The organism is Catenovulum adriaticum, assembly GCF_026725475.1.
GTDB classification, from domain to species: Bacteria; Pseudomonadota; Gammaproteobacteria; order Enterobacterales; family Alteromonadaceae; genus Catenovulum; species Catenovulum adriaticum.
The window spans coordinates 907,726-928,016 of the sequence record NZ_CP109965.1 but is presented as its reverse complement, the minus strand read 5'-3'; the positions used below and the strand labels follow the sequence as shown (position 1 = coordinate 928,016).

Annotated in this window: 18 protein-coding genes; 13 read left to right on the top strand and 5 right to left on the bottom strand. The window is 38.3% G+C overall.

Annotation, left to right across the window (positions count from 1 at the left end; all coding sequences use genetic code 11):
* The first annotated feature begins 1 nt into the window (after nt 1).
* From trpB to OLW01_RS04120, 4 genes are all read left to right on the top strand, one after another.
* Complete coding sequence (gene trpB, locus OLW01_RS04135) at nt 2–1,195, top strand: tryptophan synthase subunit beta (protein ID WP_268075464.1); 1,194 nt, start codon at nt 2–4, stop codon at nt 1,193–1,195.
* Nucleotides 1,188–1,997, top strand: coding sequence for a tryptophan synthase subunit alpha (gene trpA, locus OLW01_RS04130; protein WP_268075463.1), 810 nt, complete (start codon nt 1,188–1,190; stop codon nt 1,995–1,997). Before trpB ends, trpA begins: the two co-directional genes overlap by 8 nt.
* A 90-nt stretch (nt 1,998–2,087) precedes the next feature.
* Nucleotides 2,088–2,648 carry a septation protein A gene (locus OLW01_RS04125; RefSeq protein WP_268075462.1) on the top strand — a complete coding sequence of 187 codons (561 nt, stop codon included), beginning with the start codon at nt 2,088–2,090 and terminating at the stop codon, nt 2,646–2,648.
* Nucleotides 2,649–2,650: 2 nt separating this feature from the next.
* A complete protein-coding gene (locus tag OLW01_RS04120; RefSeq protein WP_268076146.1) occupies nt 2,651–2,950 on the top strand; it encodes a YciI family protein in 300 nt (99 codons plus the stop codon).
* A 160-nt stretch (nt 2,951–3,110) separates the two neighbouring features.
* On the opposite strand, the gene OLW01_RS04115 is transcribed toward OLW01_RS04120, so the two are convergent.
* On the bottom strand, nt 3,111–3,902 hold the full coding sequence (locus OLW01_RS04115) for a DUF2189 domain-containing protein (protein ID WP_268075461.1): 792 nt from the start codon (nt 3,900–3,902) through the stop codon (nt 3,111–3,113).
* 360 nt (nt 3,903–4,262) lie between these two features.
* Here OLW01_RS04115 and OLW01_RS04110 point away from each other — a divergent pair, with 360 nt between their 5' ends.
* Genes OLW01_RS04110 through OLW01_RS04100 form a run of 3 tightly spaced genes read left to right on the top strand, consistent with a single transcriptional unit; the run spans nt 4,263 to nt 6,584 of the window.
* The gene (locus tag OLW01_RS04110) at nt 4,263–5,480 is read left to right on the top strand and encodes a pyridoxal phosphate-dependent aminotransferase (protein WP_268075460.1); all 1,218 of its coding nucleotides are present in this window, start codon (nt 4,263–4,265) and stop codon (nt 5,478–5,480) included.
* A 22-nt stretch (nt 5,481–5,502) separates the two neighbouring features.
* Nucleotides 5,503–6,093 (top strand): 5'-deoxynucleotidase, encoded by a 591-nt coding sequence (gene yfbR / locus OLW01_RS04105; RefSeq protein ID WP_268075459.1) that lies wholly within the window; start codon nt 5,503–5,505, stop codon nt 6,091–6,093.
* A gap of 59 nt (nt 6,094–6,152) precedes the next feature.
* Nucleotides 6,153–6,584, top strand: a complete 432-nt coding sequence (locus tag OLW01_RS04100) for a BLUF domain-containing protein (protein WP_268075456.1) — start codon at nt 6,153–6,155, stop codon at nt 6,582–6,584.
* On the opposite strand, the gene OLW01_RS04095 is transcribed toward OLW01_RS04100, so the two are convergent.
* Genes OLW01_RS04095 through prmB form a run of 3 tightly spaced genes read right to left on the bottom strand, consistent with a single transcriptional unit; the run spans nt 6,576 to nt 9,823 of the window.
* Complete coding sequence (locus OLW01_RS04095) at nt 6,576–7,763, bottom strand: MFS transporter (protein WP_268075454.1); 1,188 nt, start codon at nt 7,761–7,763, stop codon at nt 6,576–6,578. The genes OLW01_RS04100 and OLW01_RS04095 overlap by 9 nt on opposite strands.
* 11 nt (nt 7,764–7,774) lie before the next feature.
* Nucleotides 7,775–8,869 carry a chorismate synthase gene (gene aroC / locus OLW01_RS04090; RefSeq protein ID WP_268075450.1) on the bottom strand — a complete coding sequence of 365 codons (1,095 nt, stop codon included), beginning with the start codon at nt 8,867–8,869 and terminating at the stop codon, nt 7,775–7,777.
* A gap of 24 nt (nt 8,870–8,893) precedes the next feature.
* Nucleotides 8,894–9,823, bottom strand: a complete 930-nt coding sequence (gene prmB, locus OLW01_RS04085) for a 50S ribosomal protein L3 N(5)-glutamine methyltransferase (RefSeq protein ID WP_268075447.1) — start codon at nt 9,821–9,823, stop codon at nt 8,894–8,896.
* A 59-nt stretch (nt 9,824–9,882) separates the two neighbouring features.
* Between prmB and smrB the strand changes: the two genes are divergently transcribed.
* Complete coding sequence (smrB, locus tag OLW01_RS04080) at nt 9,883–10,419, top strand: endonuclease SmrB (RefSeq protein ID WP_268075445.1); 537 nt, start codon at nt 9,883–9,885, stop codon at nt 10,417–10,419.
* 9 nt (nt 10,420–10,428) lie between these two features.
* On the opposite strand, the gene sixA is transcribed toward smrB, so the two are convergent.
* Complete coding sequence (gene sixA / locus OLW01_RS04075; protein ID WP_268075442.1) at nt 10,429–10,932, bottom strand: phosphohistidine phosphatase SixA; 504 nt, start codon at nt 10,930–10,932, stop codon at nt 10,429–10,431.
* Between the two features lie 254 nt (nt 10,933–11,186).
* Here sixA and OLW01_RS04070 point away from each other — a divergent pair, with 254 nt between their 5' ends.
* The 5 genes from OLW01_RS04070 to OLW01_RS04050 all read left to right on the top strand — a co-directional run bounded on the left by OLW01_RS04070 (nt 11,187) and on the right by OLW01_RS04050 (nt 20,285).
* Nucleotides 11,187–13,979, top strand: coding sequence for an insulinase family protein (locus OLW01_RS04070; protein ID WP_268075438.1), 2,793 nt, complete (start codon nt 11,187–11,189; stop codon nt 13,977–13,979).
* A gap of 119 nt (nt 13,980–14,098) precedes the next feature.
* Nucleotides 14,099–15,511: a 30S ribosomal protein S12 methylthiotransferase RimO gene (gene rimO / locus OLW01_RS04065; RefSeq protein ID WP_268075434.1), complete on the top strand. Its 1,413-nt coding sequence runs from the start codon at nt 14,099–14,101 to the stop codon at nt 15,509–15,511.
* 549 nt (nt 15,512–16,060) lie between these two features.
* Nucleotides 16,061–17,290 carry an outer membrane beta-barrel protein gene (locus tag OLW01_RS04060; RefSeq protein WP_268075426.1) on the top strand — a complete coding sequence of 410 codons (1,230 nt, stop codon included), beginning with the start codon at nt 16,061–16,063 and terminating at the stop codon, nt 17,288–17,290.
* 189 nt (nt 17,291–17,479) lie between these two features.
* Entirely contained in the window at nt 17,480–18,007 is a 528-nt protein-coding gene (locus OLW01_RS04055; RefSeq protein WP_268075420.1) for a polysaccharide biosynthesis/export family protein, read from the top strand.
* A gap of 10 nt (nt 18,008–18,017) precedes the next feature.
* Entirely contained in the window at nt 18,018–20,285 is a 2,268-nt protein-coding gene (locus OLW01_RS04050; protein WP_268075417.1) for a GumC family protein, read from the top strand.
* Nucleotides 20,286–20,291 lie beyond the last annotated feature (6 nt).

Here is a 20,291-nt window from a genome sequence, read left to right as displayed (position 1 = left end):
TATGACACAACATCTAGACGCTTACTTTGGCGAGTTTGGTGGTATGTTTGTTCCAGAACTGTTAGTTCCTGCATTAGAGCAGCTAGAACAAGAATTTATCAAATCTCAAAACGATCCTGAATTTCAAATAGAATTTGAACAACTATTAAATGAATATGCTGGCCGCCCTACTCCGCTGACATTAACTCGAAATTTTTCGCCTAATCCATTGGCTAAGATTTATTTAAAACGTGAAGATTTATTACATGGCGGCGCACATAAAACAAACCAAGTACTGGGCCAAGCTCTGTTAACAAAGCGTATGGGTAAAAAATGCGTTATTGCAGAAACAGGGGCTGGCCAGCATGGCGTTGCAACGGCTTTAGCATGCGCATTATTAGATCTAAAATGCAAAATTTATATGGGTGCAAAAGATTGTGAGCGTCAACAGCCTAACGTTTTTAGAATGAAATTAATGGGTGCTGAAGTTATTCCTGTTGATGCAGGCTCGGGTACATTAAAAGATGCTGTAAATGAAGCATTACGTGACTGGTCTGCCAGCTATGAAGATAGTCATTATTTATTAGGCACAGCGGCTGGTCCTCACCCTTTTCCAACATTAGTACGTGAATTTCAAAAAATGATTGGTGAAGAAGCTAAACTGCAAGTATTAAAAACCGAAGGTCGATTACCTGATTACGTGGTTGCTTGCGTTGGCGGTGGCTCTAATGCAATTGGTATGTTTAATGATTTTATTGACGAAAAGTCAGTTAAATTAGTTGGGGTTGAACCTGGCGGGCATGGTTTATCAAGTCTTAAACATGGGGCGACTATTTGTAAAGGCACAAAAGGTGTTTTACACGGTGCAATGACCTACATAATGCAAGACCAATTTGGTCAAATTGAAGAGTCATACTCTGTTTCTGCCGGTTTAGATTATCCAGCAGTTGGCCCTCAGCACGCCTACTTACATGATATTGGCCGCGCTGAATATGTAGCCGCCAATGATGATGAAGCACTCAATGCATTCCAATTATTGTGCAAAAGTGAAGGTATTATTCCTGCCCTTGAATCATCACATGCACTCGCTCATGCATTAAAAATTGCCGAGCAAGCCACAGAAGAAACCATTATTGTGGTTAATTTATCAGGCCGTGGTGATAAAGATTTAGCGCACGTGCACAGAGTATTAGAACAAGGGGGACATTATGAGTAAGCGTTATTCATCGCTATTTACACAGCTTAAAGCTAAAAACCAAGGCGCTTTTGTTCCTTTTGTCACTATTGGCGATCCTAATTTAGAACAATCATTTGAAATTATTAAAGCACTAATTGATGGTGGTGCTGACGCGCTTGAACTGGGTATTCCGTATTCTGACCCAATTGCGGATGGCCCGACCATTCAAAAAGCGAATATCCGAGCGATTGATGCACATGTAACACTACCGGATTGCTTCGATATAATTAAAAAAATTCGTGAATATACCGCTGATATCCCTATCGGGTTATTACTTTATAGCAACCTAGTGTTTGCTAAAGGTTTAGATTCATTTTATCAAACTTGTAGCCAAGTTGGGATCGACTCAGTATTAGTCGCAGACGTACCAGCACGAGAAAGTAAAGTTTTTTGTAGCGTTGCCAAAAAATACGATATCGCACCTATCTTTATTGCACCACCAAATGGCAGCGAAGCAACGCTCAAGCAGGTTGCTGAGCTAGGTCAAGGATACACCTATTTATTGAGCCGAGCAGGCGTTACCGGCACAGAAACAGAAGCCAGTATGCCGGTTGAAAATATAGTTAATGCTCTCAAAAATTTTAATGCGCCGCCTAGTTTGTTGGGGTTTGGGATATCGAAGCCAGAACACGTAAAAGCAGCTATTGAAAGTGGCGCAGATGGCGCAATAAGCGGTTCTGCCGTGGTAAAAATCATTGAAGATAATTTAACAGATCCAGCCAAAATGTTGAATGAGCTAAAAACATTTGTCGAAAATATGAAAGCAGCGACCCAAGGTTAAGCGAACATAATAAGACGATTGTTAATGCATTTTTAACTAAAGTGCAGGTGGTTTCCTGCACTTATTTTCTAACCGAATATCGAGCACAAAATGCAAAATTTATTTGAATACCTCCATATTGCAGTTTTTTTTATTGTTTACAAAACCGTTGATATCTATTGGGCTACGGCTGCGCTAATTGGTACTACCGGCTTACATTTAATTTATGCATGGGTTAAAGAAAAAACTTTACCCAAAAAGCATCTTATTTTATTTTTAATTGTATTGTTAATGGGTGGTCTAACCATTTATTTTCAAAATGACGAATTTATTAAATGGAAAGTAACTGTCGTAAATGGTTTATTTGCGCTGGGCATATTTATCAGCCAAGCGTTCTTTAAAATTAGCCCAATTGAAAAAATGCTAGGTAAAGAAATTCAATTACCCAGCTCATTATGGGCTAAAGTAAGTTATGCGTGGAGTGCATTTTTTGCTGCGCTAGCCGTGCTTAATTTATATATCGCCTATAATTTTTCGCAAGACTTTTGGGTTAATTTTAAATTATTTGGATTAATGGGGCTAACAATCGCATTTACAGTGATCACCATTGCCTTTTTATACCCTCACCTACCCAAAGAAGAGACCCCCAACAAGGAAAAAGAGGAGCATTAATGATGTGGTATGCCATTATTAGTCAAGATGTAGCAAACAGTTTACCGCTTCGCAAAAAATCACGCGAAGCGCATTTAGCACGTTTAATGGATTTAAAAGAACAAGGCCGGTTATTAGTTGCCGGACCAAACCCTGCAATTGACAGCGAAGAGCCTGGCGATGCAGGATTTACTGGTTCAACTGTCATTGCTGAGTTTGACTCACTTGAAGATGCACAAACTTGGGCTGACGCTGACCCATATATTAAAGCAGGTGTTTACCAAAGTGTAACAGTCAAACCTTTTAAAAAAGTACTACCCTAATTAGCGAATAAACCGTGCAAGTAGAATGAAAAGTTGCAGCAATACGCCCAATTTTCCATGACCCTGAAAACTAAAAAGGCGAATACAAAATTCGCCTTTTTATTTGTTTAATTGGTACTGGCTAATATTGATTTAACCAATAAACCACTTTCCGTCTTATTTACATAAAATTACGTTTGCGTTTAGTTGTAATAGTATCCAAATAACCATGCCAAGTCGCAAAACCAAGTAATGGCATAATCACAATAAAAGCAATAAAGTTAGTTAAAAAGCCTATCAACACACCCACAAATATAATGGCCGCCCATAATATCATGACCAATTTATTAGACCACACCGCATTTATACTGCTTAATACCGCTGTCATTAAATCCACTTTTCGTTCGATCAGTATCGGCTGGGTAAAAGCGCTAATGGTAAATACAAACATAGCCAATAAAGCGCCCACGCCACTACCAATGACAAGAAAAGGAATCAGTTCAGAAAAATCGTTAGAGATAAAAGGTGGATAAAAAGCGTGAATTAATGAGGCTATTCTTAACCAAAAAATCATAATAACCAGCAGTAATACCGCAAAAGCCCATTCATGCACTGAGTTTCTGTGTATTGCTTTAATACTATGCCATAAACTGGGTTTACGCCCTTTCCCAAACTCCCAGCTTGCGTCATACAGCCCCGCTGCTAAAAAAGGCCCTAATAACATAAAACAAACTAACGCTGGCGCTATTACCAAGTGATTCTCTGTCAACGACACTAGATAAACAATCCCCATCGGAATTAACGTAAAAATAATGCCATAAAATAAAGTAACTAACGGTGCCCTGGTCAAATCTACCATTGCAAGTTTTAACCAAGTAAAAGGGTCTGACCAATCTAATTCATTACAGGGAATCACTCGACCCAGTTCATTATCATGTAGCGCATTTTCCTCTTTTCTCATTGTATGTGACATAGCATTTCCTCTATCATCATCGTTTAAGCAGACATAAACGAATTTTTAATTGCCTTGTTAAATCCTAAACATGAGCTTTTAGCATTTCCGCAAGGCTTAAATTTATTATTAACCTGTTAAATGCAAACTCTAGCCCAGATTTCAGCTAACTTAGCTGCTTGTGCTTATCTATAAATATAGACACTAGCCCGCAAAAACCGCAACCAATTAATCAAAAAAAATTAACTTTTTATTATCATTTTTGATTATTTATTCAGCATGCTGGATTTCTTGTTATTTTTATCAAGCTAAAGCTTCACAACTTCGCCTGCTTGCGTTAATTTGCAATTAATTAAACAAGAGTAAAGGCTACATAAATTCATGGTGTCAATTAAGCAATCTAATAAGCTACAGCACGTTTGTTATGATATTAGGGGTCCAGTACTAAAAGAAGCAAAACGCTTAGAAGAAGAAGGCCACAGGGTTCTAAAACTAAACATTGGCAACCCTGCACCATTTGGATTTGAAGCGCCAGACGATATATTAAAAGATGTCATTCGAAATCTACCAACTGCGCAAGGTTATTGTGATTCGAAAGGGATTTATTCAGCAAGAGTCGCCATTATGCAGTACTACCAGCAAAAAAATATTACCGGTGTTGATATCGAAGATATTTATGTTGGTAATGGCGTTAGTGAGCTTATTTTAATGGCAATGAATGGTTTATTAAATCAATCTGATGAAGTGCTGCTACCTAGCCCAGATTACCCGCTTTGGACAGCATCGGTTGCATTATCTGGAGGCAAACCCGTGCACTATATTTGTGATGAAACCAACGAATGGAATCCAGATGTTGCCGATATTGAAGCCAAAATTACCGACAAAACCAAAGCGATCGTTATTATTAATCCAAATAACCCGACTGGCGCCGTTTACTCTGATGATGTACTTAAACAAATCATCAATTTAGCACGCAAACATAACTTAATTATTTTTAGTGACGAGATTTATGACAAAGTCCTATACGACAAAACCACGCACACGCCCACTGCTAGCTTAGCAGATGATGTATTTATAGTGACATTTAGCGGACTTTCAAAAAATTATCGCATTGCGGGTTTTAGAGCCGGTTGGATGATGCTGAGCGGTAACAAAGCCATTGCTGAATCTTACATTGAAGGTTTAGACATGCTAGCGTCTATGCGTTTATGTGCTAATGTACCTTGCCAGCATGCAATTCAAACTGCGCTGGGCGGCTTTCAAAGCATTAACCAATTAATTGAACCTGGTGGTCGTTTATATGAGCAAACTATGTTTGCCTGGCAACGTATTAATCAAATTGATGGGGTTACCTGCGTTAAACCTAAAGGCGCTATGTATTTATTTCCTAAACTCGACCAAGATAAATTTAATATTAAAGACGATGAAAAATTTATATTGGACTTTTTACGACAAGAAAAAATTCTGATGGTCCACGGGACTGGATTTAACTGGCATCAACCTGATCATTTTAGGGTTGTTACGCTACCCCACATTGAAATTTTGACCGAAGCATTAGATAAATTAGAACGCTTTTTAAGCCGCTACCGGCAGCAATAGCAAACGATTAACAGGAGTTATCATGACCGACGCAAGCCACTTTTTTGCTTACATGGCCAGAATGAAATTAATCAATCGCTGGCCATTAATGCGCAATACCCAAATTGAAAATGTACAAGAGCACTCCTTGCAAGTAGCCATGATAGCTCACGCGTTAGCAATTATTCATAACGAATATTTTGACGGCGAGGTAAACCCAGAGTCCGTAGCAACTTTAGCCATTTTTCATGATGCCCCTGAAGTGCTCACTGGCGATCTCCCTAATCCCGTCAAATACTTTAATCAAGACATAGCTCAAGAATATAAAAAGATAGAAAAAATTGCTGAGCAAAAGCTGGTTAATATGTTACCTGAGCGCCTACAAGGTTATTATAAACCTTTGGTCTGCTCAGATGCTCACGATGAACAATTATATAAATTTGTAAAATCAGCTGATGTGTTATCTGCTTATTTAAAAACGGTAGAAGAAATCAACGCGGGCAATCATGAGTTTGAACGCGCTAAAGACAGGCTCAAAGATACTCTAGATAAAATGGCTCAACCTGAAATTCCATTCTTTTTAGATGTGTTCTTACCGAGTTTTAGTTTAACGCTAGATGCATTAACCGAGTAATCCAAATTTAATTTAGCTCCGTATATAGGCTTAACAGATAATGATATACGGAGTCTATTTTGATTTACCAAATAGCTTATTGGAGTAAAGCCTCCATTCCCATGAGCCAGTCAGAACTTACCCAGCTTGCGCATCATGCCAAAAATTATAATTTTGCCCACAAAATGACTGGTTTTTTACTCTATGGTAATCATACTTTTTTTCAAATCATTGAAGGGACTTATTCACAAGTACAGGCTTTATACCAAAAAATTTCAGCAGACAATCGCCACCACCAACTACAAAAAATTGGCGAATGGTGCCTGCCCGAGCGTCAGTATTCACATTGGGCAATGGGTTTTGAACAACTGGCTAACCCAAACCATTATAAAAATTATCAATATTTATATAGCTGGCGAAGCGAGCAGCTAACACAGAATAAAGATGCAATGCGTCGCTTATTATTAGAGCATGCCAACTTACATCAAGCTAAAAATATTAAATCAGTGTGAAACGTCATTGGTACTTTCATTTGGCTTGTCTGTATCTAAAAACCGCCACGCAATTAAAGCAGCAATAAAAACACAACTAGCCGAAAATAAATAAGTTTGCTGCTGCACAAACTGCCAGCTATAACCAGATAAAAAATTTCCAACCGCACCACCTACCCCAAACGAAAAAGACAAATACAAAGCTTGCCCTTTTGCTTGTGATTGATTTGGAAACTCATTGTGAATAAATTTTTGAGAGGCAACATGATACAGTCCATAACTAAAAGCATGAATGAGTTGAATCAAAATCAGAAAGAATAAATTCTCACCCCATAACCCTAAGGTAAACCAACGAAATGCAGTAATGGCTAAACAAAAAACAAATAAAGATTTTAACGAAAAGCAATTAACAATTTTGCCTGAGATTAAAAAGATCCCTATTTCAGCTAACACCCCCAAAGCTATCATTACCCCAATTTGATAACCCGTGTAACCAAGTGACTGCAAATAAATAGAGAAAAAACCATAATAAGCAGCAAAACTCATTTGCAATAAAAATGAACAAACAATAAAAGCTTGAATCGGCTTTTGCTTTAGCTTATCACGAATAGAAACATGCCCTTGATCAGCGTCGGTGATTGGCTCAACTTTTGGTAATCTAAATGTCGACAATAATAATATCCCTAATAACAACAAGGTAAAACCTTCAATACTAGCGACGATACCAAACACTTCAAACAACCAGCCAGCTACAATAACTAAACAAATAAAGCTCACGCTGCCCCACATGCGTACAAAACTGTAAGCACCAGAATCACCCTTTAGCGTAAATTGAGAGATGGCTTCAAGTTGAGGCATGACCGCTGACCAAAAAAAAGCAAACGACCCTAAACTAAGCAATATAATAAAGTGGCTATGGCCGAAGATAAAAATCAGACTAAAAGAAAGCAACGCAAACAAACAACCAAATTGAATGTTTTTCTCCGGTCGGTGTTTAAAATAAGGAAGGTTGGCCCAGATATAAGGGCCGGCAACACGCCCGATTGTCATCACCGCTAATACAATGCCGATCAAACTTGGGGATAACGATAGACTGTGTAAATACAAGCCCAGATAATGCGAGACAATGCCCAATATTGTAAAATAGGCAAAATAAACTTGAGACAGTCTCGCTTTATCTGACGAAATAAATGACGACATTAAAATCGTATTTATTTTTTAGCAATATCAGGCGTTTGAGTGCTAACACCCGAATTTTGTGCGCTGTGACGTAATAAGTGATCCATTAAAGTAATTGCTAACATAGCTTCTGCAATTGGTACAGCACGAATGCCAACACAAGGGTCGTGACGACCTTTAGTAACAACTTCCATGGTATTACCATTTACATCAATCGTTTCACCCGGAATAGAGATGCTAGAGGTTGGCTTTAACGCGATGCTGGCAACAATATCCTGGCCGGTTGAAATACCACCTAAAATACCACCAGCATTATTTGAACCAAATCCAGTGGGGGTTAGCATATCTCGGTGTTCTGAACCTTTTTGCTCAACAGATTCAAACCCAGCGCCAATTTCAACCCCCTTAACCGCATTAATACTCATTAAAGAATGCGCAATTTCAGCATCTAAACGGTCAAAAACAGGTTCTCCTAAACCAACCGGAACATTTTCTGCAACCACGGTCACTTTAGCACCAACAGAATCACCCGATTTTTTCAAATCCCGCATGTATTGATCTAGCGCTTCAATCTTGCTTTCATCCGGAAAAAAGAATGGGTTTTTTTCAACGAAATCCCATTTTATTTGTTCAGGTTTAATTGGCCCTAACTGAGACAAATAGCCTTTAATTTCAATGTTATGCTGTTGCTTTAAATATTTTTTGGCAATGGCACCCGCTGCAACCCGCATTGCTGTTTCGCGAGCAGAAGAACGACCGCCACCACGGTAATCTCGAATGCCGTATTTTTGATGATAAGTGTAATCCGCATGCCCAGGACGAAACATATCTTTAATTTTTGAATAATCTTGGCTGCGCTGATCTGTATTCTCAATAATCATGCCTATGCTAGTGCCTGTTGTTTGCCCTTCAAACACACCACTTAAAATACGTACTTCATCAGCTTCACGTCTTTGTGTTGTATATTTAGATGTACCCGGTTTACGCCTGTCTAAATCAGCTTGTAAATCTGCTGTTGTGATTTCGATTCCCGGAGGGCAGCCGTCAACAATACAACCCAATGCTGGACCGTGGCTTTCACCGAATGTTGAAATTGAAAATAATTTACCAATTGAATTACCAGACATTTATTTGCCTCTTATTTTAATCTATTACGCTGTAAATATAGCTTGATACTCAACCAGTGTCGCTTTATCAATTGCGAATACACCGTGTCCACCAAACTCAAACTCTAACCATTGGAAAGGCACTTGTGGAAAAGCTTCCTCTAAATGGATTTGACTATTGCCTACTTCAACAATTAATACACCCTGGTCTGTCAAGTGTTGACTGGCTTGTGCCAAAATAGTTCTCACTATATCTAAACCATCAAAACCTGCGGCTAAGCCTAATTCAGGCTCATGCCTAAATTCGTCCGGTAAATCATCCATATCTTCTTGATCTACATAGGGTGGATTACTAACAATAATGTCGTATTTTTGTTGTTCAAGTCCTGAAAAAACATCAGATTGAATCGGAATGACCTGTTGCCATAAGCCATGTTGCTCAATGTTAATTTCACAAACTTCTAGTGCATCTAACGAAATATCCGCAGCATCTACCTCAGCATCAGGGAATTGATGCGCGCAAGCTATCGCAATACACCCACTGCCTGTGCACAAATCTAAAATACGAGAAACTGAACTTGGCTCAATTAATTGGCTAAAGTGCTGCTGAATGAGCTCAGAAATAGGCGAACGAGGCACTAACACTCTATCATCGACATAAAAAGGCAAATCACAAAAAGTCGCATAATGGCTGATATATGCTAACGGTTTTTGCAGGTTGATACGCTGTTTCGCCCAACTTATAATTTTCTGTTTTTCGTTACTGGTCAGCTTGGCACTATCTAAGGTGGCGGACTGCTCAAATGGCAAATGAATGGCTTGAAAAACCAAACTATAAGCTTCTGCCCACGCATTGTCTGTCCCATGCCCAAAATAGACATCCGCCTGATTAAAACAAGAAACGATCCAGCGCACAAAATCGAATACAGTTTCTAACTCTGCCTCAGCGGCTTCATAATGTTTGTCATCAATCATTGATTAGTTTGTTCTGAATTTAGATAATAGCCCCACATTGTACACCAGAATTAAACAAAATGACTGATAAATCACAACCAGACAACCAAGAAATTGAATTTTTTATCCAACAAATGGCTGGGGTGAAACGTCTTAAGCAAGACAAGGTTGAGCCTGTGCTGCTGAAAAAAAAGAAACAGCCTAAAAAGCAGATAGAAAAAAAAGCAGTGCAAACCGCCAACTTTTATTTTTCGGACAGTTTTGTGCCCTACTTTAACCCCGATAAACCTATGCAATATGTGCAGCATAATTATCCGAGTGATTTAGCAAAACAACTAAGAAAAGGCTTATTTTATCCTGAATTAATACTAGATTTACATGGCTTAACACAGGCGCATGCAAAGCTTGAAATTGCAGCATTAATTAACGAAGCAAAACAGCAACATGTAGCGTGTGTTTGCATTGTACATGGATTAGGTAGCGGTATTTTAAAACAAAAAACACCAGATTGGTTAGTACAACACCCAACAGTGATAGCACTTCACCAAGCACCGCTTGAATGGGGTGGTAAGGGAGCTCTGCTTGTTTTACTGGACGTAGGTCAAGACTTTATTTAGCGTTTAACTTCAACGTCCAGCGGCACAAGCTTTTGAGTTAACCTCAGCCTCTGCTTGATTTGGCGATACTAAGGTTAATAAATGACCTTTAATGTCGTTTTCTTCAATTTCAACAACTGCAGTCGAGCCTGTCGCAAATAAAGGACAAGTTTCAGCAACCAGCTCATCAACCAAAAAGCAAACTAAAGGTAAATGTGATACCACTAACACTTTTTTCAGCCCCTGACTGTAAGCTTTAATGGCACAAGCGGCCGTTTCAGGATCGCTTTCAGGCGTCAAATCTTGCAATATTTCAAGCTGTTTAGTGGTAATACCCTGCTGTTCAAGCATTTTCCACGTTTGCTGGGCCCGAACAAATGGGCTAATTAAGACTATGTCAAAATCACAACATTGCTTTCCAATCCAGTGACCTGCGCTTTCACACTCTTGCTGACCCTGTAAATTCAGTTGCCTTGCACTGTCTGGTTTAGTGTCCAGTTCAGCCTCACCATGGCGAATAATAAATAATTGCATAACTAAAAGGTTCCCAACGCAACTAAACAAAATAAACCAATTAACTCAACAAAACCGAATGTCACCGGTTGCGAAATATAATTAGTGGCGTAATATTAGCTACATATAACTAAAATGATTAAGCTCTAGTTTAAAATAAAACACTTATTACAAAAAATATAGTTTAATTGCTTAAATTTAGAGAAAATATTTAATGCTAAACCCTTGCTCAATTAGCCGTATCCAGAGCTCTGAATACAAATTAAGGTACCCTCGTGATAAAAACAGTTAACAAAAACCTGGCTAATTATAAAAGTGGTAAATTAGAGAACGGATTACAAATATTAACAGTTCAAAGCCAACAGCAAAAAGCTGGGGTGGCGATGGCGGTTAACGCGGGTAATTACCAAGACCCTGACGAACATTTAGGGCTTGCTCATTTCTTAGAGCATATGCTGTTTTTGGGTACACAAACAACCCCAGATCCCGAAAAAGGCTTTAAAAACTTTGTAGAAAAACGAGGTGGTCGTTGCAATGCTTGGACGAGTTTAGAATATACTAACTTTTTTTACGACATACCGGCTCAATTTTTAGCCGATAGTTTAGCGCAATTTAGTCAACTTTTTAGCTGTCCGTTATTTTCTGAATATTGGATAGCAAAAGAAGTTCAATCAATTGACCACGAGTTTCATTTAAAACTAAAAGATGATATCCGCCGACTTCACGAAGTTCACAAAGAAACCAGCAACCCTAAACATCCATTTTCTCGCTTTAATACGGGCAACAAACAAACCCTAAATGCCGATGCTAAAACGTTGCAGTCAGCTTTATTTGATTTATTTGAGCAAAATTACCATGCTAGTAATATGTGCTTAGTCATTGTGGGGCCTCAATCTTGCGATGAATTATTAACACTTGCTCAAACTCATTTTAGTCAAATAAAAGCCAATAAATCTGCGCGTAAAACATTACCACAAGCACTTTATTTACCTGAACAATTAGGCGTTAAGTTTCAAGTCACCACACTTAAAGCAAGCAACCGAATTATTTTTAGTTTTCCATTACCTAGTGAGCAACAAAATTATTTAGCGAAAAGCTTAACCTATTTAAGTTGCTTGTTTGGTCATGAGGGCGAAGGCAGTTTATTATCTGGATTAAAAAAACTGGAACTTGCGACTTCCTTAACCGCTGGCGGTGGTTTAGATACAGGTACCACTCAAGACTTTAACCTGAGTATTCAACTCACCCAATACGGGTTTAATCATGCTGAGACCGTTTGCGAAACTTTATTTGCCTATATTAATTTTTTAAAAGAGCAGCCTTATTGCGATTACATATACCAAGAAAAAAAGCAGCTGAGTGAGTTAGCTTTCGCTTATCAAGATGCCGAAAAGCCAATAGATTTAGCCAGCCAACTCGCGTTAAAAATGCATCATTACAGTTTAGATAACATTATGGTTGCAGACTATTTAATGTCTGGCGTAGACCCTGAATGGCTAAACCAAGCTTATAGTGCATTAACACCAGACAATTTACGTTTAACCTTGCTATCGTCAAATACTTTAACAAATATCCAAACAACCCCACGCATTTCAACCTGGTATCAAGTGCCCTATACCGTAGAGCCGCTTAGCCAATCATCTATGGAACAATGGAAAAATGCGCAGGCGACAAATTTATTTAAATTACCTAAACCCAATCCTTATTTGCCAAGTACGCTCCCTTTAAAAAATAGTGGTTATAGCGATCCCAAACCACATAAAATTTTAACCGAAAAAGGCGTGGATATCTGGTTTAAACAAGAAACGCGGTTTCAAGCTCCGCATGGACATATTTATATTTCGCTTGATCTGCCAAATAGCCAAGGTAACTGCAAAAAGATAGCAATGACACGCTTATTTATTGAGCTATTTATGGATGATGTCGCTCAAGAAAATTACCCTGCCCAAGCAGCTGGAATTCACTATCAAATATCGCCACATCAAGCTGGCATGCGCATTCATATTTCAGGTTACGCTGAAAAACAAGCGGTCTTTACCAAGAATTTATTGAGCCAATTTAGATTACGCCGATTTACCCAAAAACAATTTGAACATATTAAACAAGTCACCTTATCTAGCTGGTTTAATAGTGGCCACATCAAACCTGCTAATAAAATATTTAACCAGCTAACTTACATGATGCAAAACAATCAGTTTTCGCATCCAGATTTGGCTGAAAGTATTCAAGACCTTGATTTTGCGCAATTTGCCGAGTTCAGCGTACACTTGTTTGAGAGAGTTAATTTAGAAGCTTACCTTGTTGGCTACTGGGATATGACACAAGCTTTACCACTTGCGCAAACGATAAAAGATAGTTTATTGGCCCGCGCCCAACCATGCAGCGAAGTAAACCGGCGGGTCTACCAAATACCCAACCAGGCCACGCGCTACCATATGCATACCCCACATCAGGGCAGTTGTGTCGTGCATTATTATCAAGCTGATGATATTGATGAAAAAAGCATTGCCACTTACATGTTGCTGACTGAGTTACTTTCGCCTATTAGTTTTCAAGTATTGCGCAGCGAAAAACAACTAGGTTATTTAGTTGGCTGTGCTTACTTTCCAATTAATCGTTGTCCTGGTTTAGTTATTTATGTTCAATCTAGTCAATTTTCCAGTACCGCTATTGCTGCTGAAATACGGCAAATGCTGAATGACTTGCCTGAATATTTATCTCAGTTAGAAGACCAAGACTGGCAATCAATTAAACAAGCCCTTATCTATAATTTAACTGACAGACAAAGTAATTTACATGCCAGTGCACAAAGTGATTGGATGTCTATAGGGTTAAAAGACCATCAATTCAGAAGACAAAATTTAATTTGCGAAGCCATTCAACAAACGTCACTGGAAGATATTAAAACCTTAATACAATCGGTTTTTGTTAAAACACAAACGCAGCCTCCTCGAGGACTTGTTCTGACAGCCGCTCCTCAAACAGATTGCAGCGACATTCAAGCAATGAGCTCAACTGATATCATTCGCGACTTTCAACAACAAGCCAACACGCTAAAATTAAATTAAGGGCTAAAATCCAAAAGTATAAAAGGATTGTCTGGTCACTTTTATCTGGTAATGATGTGCAGCGCGATTAAATAAGGTATAATCGCGCCAGATTTAGTCCATATACAGCGCGAAACATCATGACAGTAGAAACCTATCAACCTGAACCAACCGAAAACCAAACAACTACCTTATCAAGCCCACAAAAAGCTTTGCATCAACAAAGCCAAAACCACTCGGGTGAAGGCTCTAAAATTGGTTTTGTTTCTCTTGGTTGCCCCAAAAACCTTGTAGATTCAGAGCGCATTTTAACCCAATTAAGAACAGAGGGTTATGATGTGGTGCCATCATATGATGACGCTGATATGGTTATCGTTAATACCTGTGGTTTTATTGATTCCGCAGTGCAAGAATCATTAGACACAATTGGTGAAGCACTGGCAGAAAATGGCAAAGTATTAGTCACAGGCTGTTTAGGCGCCAAAGAAGATGAAATTAAAGAAGTTTACCCTAACGTGCTTGGTATTACCGGCCCGCATGCATACGAAAACGTACTTGAACAAGTTCATCAGCATGTTGCTAAACCTAAACATAATCCTTTTTTAAATTTAGTCCCTGATCACGGCGTTAAACTCACGCCAAAACATTATGCCTATTTAAAAATATCTGAAGGGTGTAATCACCGATGTACTTTTTGCATTATCCCATCAATGCGTGGTGATCTAGACTCTCGTCCAATTGGCGAAGTATTAAATGAAGCCAAACGTTTGGCCGATGCTGGGGTAAAAGAACTATTGGTTATTTCTCAAGATACCTCAGCATATGGCATTGATACCAAAGGTAAAACCACTTTTTGGGATGGCATGCCGCTTAAAACTAACTTTTTAACTTTATGTGAACAGCTAGGAAAACTAGGTATTTGGGTACGCCTGCATTATGTATATCCTTATCCACATGTTGATAATGTGATCCCATTAATGGCTGCAGGCAAAATCTTGCCTTATTTAGATATTCCATTTCAACATGCCAGCAAACGTATATTAAAACTCATGAAGCGCCCGGGTAATGTTGATAAAACCTTAGAGCGGGTTCAAAAATGGCGTGAGATTTGTCCGGAATTAGTGATTCGTTCAACCTTTATTGTTGGTTTTCCAGGCGAGACAGACGCAGAATTTGAAGAGTTACTCGAATTTTTAAAACAAGCTCAGCTAGATAGGGTTGGCTGTTTTAAATATTCTCCGGTAGAAGGTGCAGTTGCCAACGACTTACCTGACCCTGTATCAGAAGAAGTTAAAGAAGAAAGATTTCACCGCTTTATGGCGCTACAACAAGAAATCAGCACATCTCGTCTTGCTAAGCGTGTTGGTCACACTTACGACATTTTAATTGACGAAGTGGATGAAGAAGGCGCGATTGGCCGTTGTTTTGCTGACGCGCCTGAAATTGATGGTTTAGTTTATTTAAATGATGAAACCAGCATTAAAGTAGGCGATGTCGTAAAAGCCAAAATTATCGCATCTGACGAATATGATTTATGGGCCGAGTTAATATAACGGTCACTACTACATTTTTGTATTTACACTTAAATTGATAGCCAGCTCAATCTTCAGCATCTGGCTATCAATTTTGAGCCCAAACCATCCAAATTAAAAATCCTCGACCCCTGTCACGAACTAAAAAAAAATATAAAGATTACCTCCTGTATCATACCCGCTGTTGTCACTGATGAGCTAAAGCATATTTCGCTTTGTTTATAATTTGAGCTGGTAAAAACGGTCTTAGGTATACAGAAAATAGAGTAATACAAAAGCTATTACCGAGAATAACAATGTCTTATATTTCGCGTTGCCAACAAAAGAGCATTTAGTAAGCACAAAATTTGCACATGCAACGTAAACAGACGCTAGCATAAAGCTGTCATTTTTTACCAATATCATTATTCAAATCAAATTGAGTATATTTTTTGCAGATGATTTGTAGATGAATAAGTCGCGACTAAATACGCTTATTAAATAAAGTACTTGTACGTGCTCATCGCCAATAAACAAACCAAAAGCATCATTAGTAGCTCAGTATTTGGCATTAAATAAAAGGATATTACAATGAATCAAATAACACATAACTCACTTATAAATAAGCCAAGCAGCAAAGCCACTTTATATCCCAGTGTCTTTTATCTTGTTTTATTCAGCTCGTCCCAACTTTCAGCTGAACCCCAAAATGGCTTTGCAGGTAATTTAAGTGCTGGTGCGCATTATGATGACAACATTTTCAGACTTGATAATGAAGAAATAACAGACACATATTATCGCTTATCACCTAATTTAAAATTAACTGGATTAGCCGGTAAACATCGCTTTAGGCTCAACTACTTTGCAGATTACAACCAATATAATCAGTATGAAAATCTCAATTATAACGAACACCAAATCATTGCTATTGCCGATTTAGATCACAGCTATCGCAGCCAGTCAGAATTTAAATTGCGCTATTACAACGAACGCGAAACACCAGGCAGTAACGATGCCCCTAACGATATTAGAGATGAATTTAATTTAAGGAAAGGCTTTGCCGCTAACGCCAAATTTAGTTATGGGCGTTATGCCAGCACTGGGCAATTAGTTATCTCTGGTGAACACTTAAATTTGAATTACACTAACAACCAACAGTTTTTTCGTGATTACAATCGTAATAGTGTAAATGCGACTTTTTATTACAGGGTTGCACCAAAATCTCGCGTTTTGCTAGAAGCTCGTTGGCTAGATTACCAATACGATCCAACAGAAGACTATATTGATAAATCGAGCCAAAAATATATTTTTTTAGCAGGTTACGAATGGCGTTTAACCGAACAGACTAAAAGTACAATTAAAATAGGTTATCAAAATCAAACTTATCAAGCTGATAATTTAAGCGATTTAGATAATTTATCATTTGAAGTAGCCACTCTGTGGCGCGCCAATGAATACAGCCAATATGGGCTAAGTGCGAAACGTGAAACCAGAGAATCATCGCTGATAAACCGTCCTAGTTACATTCGAAATTCATTAAAGTTAAACCTAAATTACAACTTATCGCAACGAAGTCAGCTCAATATTGATCTAAGTATGCTAAAAGATGAGTTAAACCCAAATGATAATATTGAACCAAATACAGAGGCAGCAGAGCCTAATGAGAATCATCGCTATCAAGCAAATCTAATTTTTAATTATGAGCTCAGCTATAACTTAGAAACTCAAATTAATTACACATTTAATAACCGAAAAGCTGATAATGAATTAAATCAATATACCGCAAATCAAATTGGCTTAACGTTAAATGCAAAGTTTTAACTAGTTCACAGTGATTAAAGCCAAATAAAAATTACTCGTTTGAGTTTGGTATCATAATTGCCTAATTATTAAAGAAGGACGATCAAGACGGTTAATCACTCGTAAATTAATGACATATTTAATAATAATAAATCGCTCAATCATTTTACGCGCCACACACTATCAACGTCACACAATGGAATTTAAACAATGAAATGGTCTACCAATATTATTTTATTTGTAGTGCTTTTGCTTAGCGTTAACCTTCAAGCTAACGAGTTAACAGGCTACCAACTAGGACCCGATGATAAAATTAGCATTAACATTTTTAACGAACCCGACCTAAGTGCCAAAAGCCTTAAAATATCAATAAACGGAGCTGTCTCCTTACCTTTAATTGGTCAAGTCTCCGTTTTAGGGCTCACCACCTCACAAGTGGAATCAAAAATTGCAGCACTGTATTTAAATGGCTACTTGAAAGATCCTCAAGTTTCAGTGTCTGTTATTGAGTATCGCCAGTTTTATATTAATGGCGAAGTAAAATCGCCAGGCGGTTATCACTACCGTGAAGGACTAACAGTGCAAAAAGCCATTTCATTAGCGGGCGGTTTTACGCCTAGAGCAGCGCGAAACGACATAACACTGATTAGAGAAAACAATAATCATGAGAAAAAGGCTAAATTATCAGATTTAGTCAAACCCGGTGATCTTATTACCATTGATGAAAGTTTCTTTTAAGGATGACCCGATGAGCCAAAATTCAATGCATATTCAAACAAACAGAAAAACCAAACTGGCAAATCAAAACCAAGATACCAACTTATTTGATATTGCGGGCTATTGGATGATTTTACTACGTAATAAATGGTTAATCTTATTTTGTGGTCTGTTCTGTTTAGCGCTAGCAAGTTTATATGCCGCTAAATCAGTGCCTATTTACCAAGCCAGCGTAAAAATTCAAGCCGATCCGACAACACCCAGTGCATTATCTGGTGGTCAAAACATGATGAGTCCACCCGTATTTTTATTTTACGAAACTCAATATGAAATTATTCAATCACGTACCGTCGCCGAAGCCGTAGTCAAAAAATTAGATTTGGTTAACCGTTATAAACAAGCCCAACTCGCCAAACAAAATCAACCACAAGGTAACGGCATTATCAGCCAAATTAAGGGCTTGAAAACAAAATTGGCAACTTTATTTGGTCAATTAAAAGCGGATATTATAGGCCAGCCAATTCAAGAGTCGAAACCAAGTCCACGCACAGATGAACAAATAGCCATTCAGTTAGCACAAAAAATTCAATCCGGCTTAAAAGTAAAAGGCGGACGAAAAAGCCAAATGATTGATATTAGCTATCAATCAGATAACCCAGAGCTTGCCACTGAAATTGTAAATACAGTGGCTGATGCCTACATTTCGTTTGGACTACAAACTCGTCTGAGCCAAATCAAAGACACCGCAAGCTGGCTTAGTGAGCAATTAACCGAACTTAAACAGAACTTAAAAACCTCTGAAGACAAACTTCAAGCTTATAAAAAAACGCAAGGGTTAGTCGATACACAACAACAGCAGCAAATTGCCAATACTCAACTATCTAATTTAAATACAGAATTAATTAAAGCGCAAACTCAACATGCTGCAGCACAAGAGCTATATACCCAAGCCATGCAAGCTAAAAATAAACATAATGGATATTTATCGCTCAGCCCAGTTATGCAAAACTCGAGTGTAAAAGCGCTGGTTTCAGAGGAAGCACGTTTATCTAACCGAGTCATAGAGCTTTCAAAACGCTATGGTGAGAAGCACCCTAAAATGGTTGCAGCCCGTTCGGATTTAAATAGTACAAGTCAAAATTTACAGCGTGAAGCTGAAAAAGTAGTGAGTAATATTGAAAAACAATACAGATTAACTCAATTACAAGTCACCAACATTGAAAAACTTATCCGTGAAAATAAACAAAACTTACAATCATTACAGGGTAACAATTATGAACTCGGCCGCTTAGAGCGGGAAGTGGAAGAAAACCGCCGTGTGTATGATTCTTTTGTTACCCGTTTAATGGAAGCCGATGTATCTGGTGACTATGAAGCTTCTAATATAAAAATAATTGATAAGGCCACCCAGCCTAAACGTCCAATAAAACCGAATGTAAAAGCAATATTAGCAGCTGGCCTGTTTGTCGGACTCGTTTTAGGCGTATTAGTCGCGTTATTAAGAGCCTCTTTAGAACGCAGCTTCCACACGCCTGAACATGTTGAAAACAAATTGAAAATTTCTGGATTAGGTATTACTCAGCTCGTAAAAAACTTTAAAAAAGAAGGCAAACCCGAGGTTCAGTACTTAACCAACAACCGATCTACTTTTGCCGAATCTATCAATACGATACGAACCGGGATTTTATTTAGTGAAATTGAAAACCCACCCAAGGTTACTTTAGTTACCTCAAGTTCAGGATCTGAAGGTAAATCAACCCTGGCTGTTAATTTAGCATTAGCGTTTAGCCAATTAGATAAAACTTTATTATTAGAGCTGGATTTACGTAAACCTTCAATTTCAGATTCATTAAAGCTGACCAACCCGTTGGGCATGCGTGAAATTCTCAGCGAAGGAGTGAGTCATCAGCAAGCGATCTGCCAGCTTGAAGGCGAAGAAAATTTAGATATTATTCACGCAGGAAGTATTCCAAACAACCCATTAGAGCTTATTTCATCAACTGCATTCAGACAGTTATTACAAAATCTCAAACAAGTTTATACGCATATTATTATTGATAGCCCACCTATTTTACCGGTCAGTGATGCTGGCGTGTTAGCGCAACTAAGCGACTCTGTCATTTTAGCGGTAAGAGCCGAACGCACCAGCATTAAAAACGCTCAAGAAAGCGTCAAGCGACTCAATAAATTAAACGCCAATATCGCTGGTGGCGTTTTAACCGCCGCAGAACCTAAAAAAATGAGTTATTACGGCGAAAGCTATCATCAAGCAGAATATTATGGTTACCAAGCGACTTAAGGTAGG

What these genes read in the sequence shown, in the direction of transcription:
- smrB (WP_268075445.1), top strand. Translation starts at nt 9,883, where the DNA reads ATGACTGATAAATCACAACCAGACAACCAAGAAATTGAATTTTTTATC.
- aroC (WP_268075450.1), bottom strand. Translation starts at nt 8,869, where the DNA reads ATGTCTGGTAATTCAATTGGTAAATTATTTTCAATTTCAACATTCGGT.
- yfbR (WP_268075459.1), top strand. Translation starts at nt 5,503, where the DNA reads ATGACCGACGCAAGCCACTTTTTTGCTTACATGGCCAGAATGAAATTA.
- trpA (WP_268075463.1), top strand. Translation starts at nt 1,188, where the DNA reads ATGAGTAAGCGTTATTCATCGCTATTTACACAGCTTAAAGCTAAAAAC.
- rimO (WP_268075434.1), top strand. Translation starts at nt 14,099, where the DNA reads ATGACAGTAGAAACCTATCAACCTGAACCAACCGAAAACCAAACAACT.
- OLW01_RS04095 (WP_268075454.1), bottom strand. Translation starts at nt 7,763, where the DNA reads ATGTCGTCATTTATTTCGTCAGATAAAGCGAGACTGTCTCAAGTTTAT.
- trpB (WP_268075464.1), top strand. Translation starts at nt 2, where the DNA reads ATGACACAACATCTAGACGCTTACTTTGGCGAGTTTGGTGGTATGTTT.
- prmB (WP_268075447.1), bottom strand. Translation starts at nt 9,823, where the DNA reads ATGATTGATGACAAACATTATGAAGCCGCTGAGGCAGAGTTAGAAACT.
- OLW01_RS04050 (WP_268075417.1), top strand. Translation starts at nt 18,018, where the DNA reads ATGAGCCAAAATTCAATGCATATTCAAACAAACAGAAAAACCAAACTG.
- OLW01_RS04055 (WP_268075420.1), top strand. Translation starts at nt 17,480, where the DNA reads ATGAAATGGTCTACCAATATTATTTTATTTGTAGTGCTTTTGCTTAGC.
- OLW01_RS04120 (WP_268076146.1), top strand. Translation starts at nt 2,651, where the DNA reads ATGTGGTATGCCATTATTAGTCAAGATGTAGCAAACAGTTTACCGCTT.
- OLW01_RS04125 (WP_268075462.1), top strand. Translation starts at nt 2,088, where the DNA reads ATGCAAAATTTATTTGAATACCTCCATATTGCAGTTTTTTTTATTGTT.
- sixA (WP_268075442.1), bottom strand. Translation starts at nt 10,932, where the DNA reads ATGCAATTATTTATTATTCGCCATGGTGAGGCTGAACTGGACACTAAA.
- OLW01_RS04110 (WP_268075460.1), top strand. Translation starts at nt 4,263, where the DNA reads ATGGTGTCAATTAAGCAATCTAATAAGCTACAGCACGTTTGTTATGAT.
- OLW01_RS04115 (WP_268075461.1), bottom strand. Translation starts at nt 3,902, where the DNA reads ATGTCACATACAATGAGAAAAGAGGAAAATGCGCTACATGATAATGAA.
- OLW01_RS04060 (WP_268075426.1), top strand. Translation starts at nt 16,061, where the DNA reads ATGAATCAAATAACACATAACTCACTTATAAATAAGCCAAGCAGCAAA.